General features: G+C 71.7%; 1 protein-coding gene and 1 pseudogene. One reads left to right on the plus strand and one right to left on the minus strand.

The genetic code is table 11. The features are described 5' to 3' along the window. A pseudogene (locus ACFXA3_RS40045) lies at nt 1-424 on the minus strand (hypothetical protein); the annotation flags it as partial. Nucleotides 425-736: 312 nt separating this feature from the next. Between ACFXA3_RS40045 and ACFXA3_RS40050 the strand changes: the two are divergent. After that, nucleotides 737-2797 (plus strand): phosphocholine-specific phospholipase C, encoded by a 2061-nt coding sequence (locus tag ACFXA3_RS40050; protein WP_385195960.1) that lies wholly within the window; start codon nt 737-739, stop codon nt 2795-2797. The last annotated feature ends 155 nt before the right edge of the window (nt 2798-2952 follow it).

Genomic DNA, 2952 nt, shown 5'->3' on the forward strand with positions numbered 1-2952 from the left:
GCACCCGCCCGGCCAGCCACGCGTCCTCCAGCCCCTCGGCGGCGGCCCGCTGCACCGGATCCAGCCGGGGACTCGCGGCGGCGGCGTGCACCAGGGCGGCCGCCTCGTCGGGGGCGACCCCGAACCCGGTGGCCGTCTCGGGCAGATCTCCCCGGGGGTGGTCGTGGAGCAGCCGCACCAGCTGGTACAGCAGGATCCGGCGCAGCGCGGCCGGATCCCGCTCCTGGAGTGCGGTCAGCCGCTCCAGCAGCGCCGCGGCCCCGGCCGCGGGGGCGCCGGCACCGGTGCCGGCGTTCCCCGGGGCGGCCCGCAGGGCGCGCAGCGCCTCCGCTCCGACGTGGCGCCGCCGCCCCGGCCCCTCGACCGCGAATATCCCGTCGAGCACCCGGAACCGTCCGCCGGCCGGAATCAGTGCGTCCGCCAAGTGCCGTAAGCCCAGAGCCTGTTGCGTGGAGACGAGTTCCCCGTACCGTGCCACCAGAGGAGCAGCCGGCAGGCCGGAGAGCGCGCGGGATCGCCCGAGGGCATGCCCGAACTCGGTCCCCGCCATCTGTTCTGCGCCCCCCGTGCAGTGTGTTTGGGAGGTCATTTCAGCAGATGCGCGGACCGTCCGGGAGGTCTTTCCGTTCTCCAGCTGTACCGCGCCGCGTCATGAAGCGATCTCCCGCCGGTACCCCGGGACCGCTGTCCTTGGGGCGCCCCTCGACCCCCCCTCACCCGCAGAGGTCGTCACCCCATGGCTGAACTCAATCGCCGCAGGTTCCTGCAGATCGCAGGCGCAAGCGCCGCGACCGCGATGCTGAACGAGAGCATCGCGCGAGCCGCCGCCATCCCGGCGCAGGGCACCACCGGCACCATCCAGGACATCGAGCACGTCGTGGTCCTCATGCAGGAGAACCGGTCCTTCGACCAGTACTTCGGCTCGATGAAGGGCGTCCGGGGCTTCGGCGACCCGCGTCCGGTCCTCCAGGACAACGGGAAGTCCGTTTTCTACCAGTCCAACGGGACGAAGGACATCCTCCCCTTCAACCCGCAGGTCAACGACCTGGGCATGCAGTTCGTCGAGGGCCTCAACCACGACTGGGCCGGCGGCCACCAGGCCTACAACAACGGCAAGTACGACAAGTGGGTCCCGGCCAAGACGGCGACGACCATGGCGTACATGACGCGGAACGACATCCCGTTCCACTACGCGCTCGCCGACGCCTTCACGGTCTGCGACGCCTACCACTGCTCCTTCATCGGCGCGACCGACCCGAACCGCTACTACCTGTGGACGGGCCACACGGGCAACGACGGCACCGGCGGCGGCCCCGTCCTCGGCAACCAGGAGGCCGGCTACGGCTGGAAGACCTACCCGGAGCGCCTGGAGGCCGCCGGCGTCTCCTGGAAGATCTACCAGGACATCGGCGACGGCCTGAACGCGGCCGGCGGCTGGGGCTGGATCGGCGACTCCTTCCGAGGCAACTACGGCGACAACTCGCTGCTGTACTTCAACAGCTACCGCAGTGCCCAGCCGGGCAGCGCCCTGTACGAGAAGGCCCGGACGGGCACCAACGCCAAGGCGGGCGAAGGCTACTTCGACCGGCTGCGCGCCGACGTCGTGAACGGCACGCTGCCCCAGGTCTCCTGGATAGCCGCCCCCGAGGCCTTCAGCGAGCACCCGAACTGGCCGGTCAACTTCGGTGCCTGGTACATCTCGCAGGTCCTGGACGCGCTGACCGCGAACCCGGCGGTGTGGGCGAAGACGGCGTTCTTCATCACCTACGACGAGAACGACGGGTTCTTCGACCACGTCGTCCCGCCGTACCCGCCGGCGTCCTCGGCGTGGGGCCTGTCCACGGCCGACGTCACCCGTGACCTCTACGCCGGGGGCGGCGGCTACGCGGCCGGCCCGTACGGGCTCGGCCCGCGCGTCCCGATGATCGTGGTCTCCCCCTGGAGCAAGGGCGGCTACGTCTGCTCCGAGACCTTCGACCACACGTCGGTGATCCGCTTCATGGAGAAGCGGTTCGGCGTGCAGGAGCCCAACATCTCGCCGTGGCGCCGCGCGGTCTGCGGCGACCTGACCTCGGCGTTCGACTTCACGAAGGCGGACGCGTCACCCGCCGCCCTGCCCTCCACGGCGGGCTACGTCCCCCCGGACCACAACGCCCACCCGTCCTACCACCCGGTGCCGCCGGCGACGGGCACGCTGCCCCGGCAGGAGGCGGGCCGCAAGCCGACCCGCGCACTGGGCTACGCCCCGTACGTGGACGGCAGGGCCACCCCCTCCACCGGCAAGTTCACCCTGACCTTCGCCTCCGGCCCCGCCCTCGGTGCGCACTTCCACAGCACCTCGGGCAACCGGACGGACGGCCCCTGGCCCTACTCGGTCGAGGCGGGCAAGACCCTCTCGGACACCTGGAGCACCAGCAGCTCCACCGGCAACCAGATCAACCTCACGGTCTGGGGCCCGAACGGGTTCCTGCGCACCTGGCAGGGCCCGGCGAAGAAGGCCGGCCCCGAGGTCACGGCCCGCCACGACGCGGCCACCGGCAACCTCCAGCTGACGCTGACCAACTCCGGCCCGGCGGCGGTCAACCTCACGGTGACCAACGCCTACGACGGCGCGACCCGGACCCTGCGGGTCGCGGCGGGCGGCACGGCCGCGTACACGGCGGACCTGGCCGCCACGGGCCGCTGGTACGACGTCAAGGTCGTCTCCGACGCGGACACCACCTTCCTCCGCCGCTTCGCGGGCCACGTCGAAACGGGCGCCCCGGGCCTCTCGGACCCGGCGATCAAGACCGTCTGACCTCGCCCCCAGGGGTGACCGCCCCGGCTTTCACGCCCGTGAAGTTAACGCTTGCGTTAACATGACCCGGCGGGGGGCCAGCGGATGTTATCACCGGGGCGCGGGGGGGGCGAGGGTTGGTGAGGCGGGCCGGTCGGCCAGGGGCCGCGCCCCAC

Origin of the sequence: Streptomyces sp. NPDC059456 (assembly GCF_042750055.1) — a bacterium.
GTDB lineage: Bacteria > Actinomycetota > Actinomycetes > Streptomycetales > Streptomycetaceae > Streptomyces.

Excerpts from the sequence above, each read along its gene's own strand:
- ACFXA3_RS40050 (WP_385195960.1), top strand. The coding sequence starts at position 737 with ATGGCTGAACTCAATCGCCGCAGGTTCCTGCAGATCGCAGGCGCAAGC.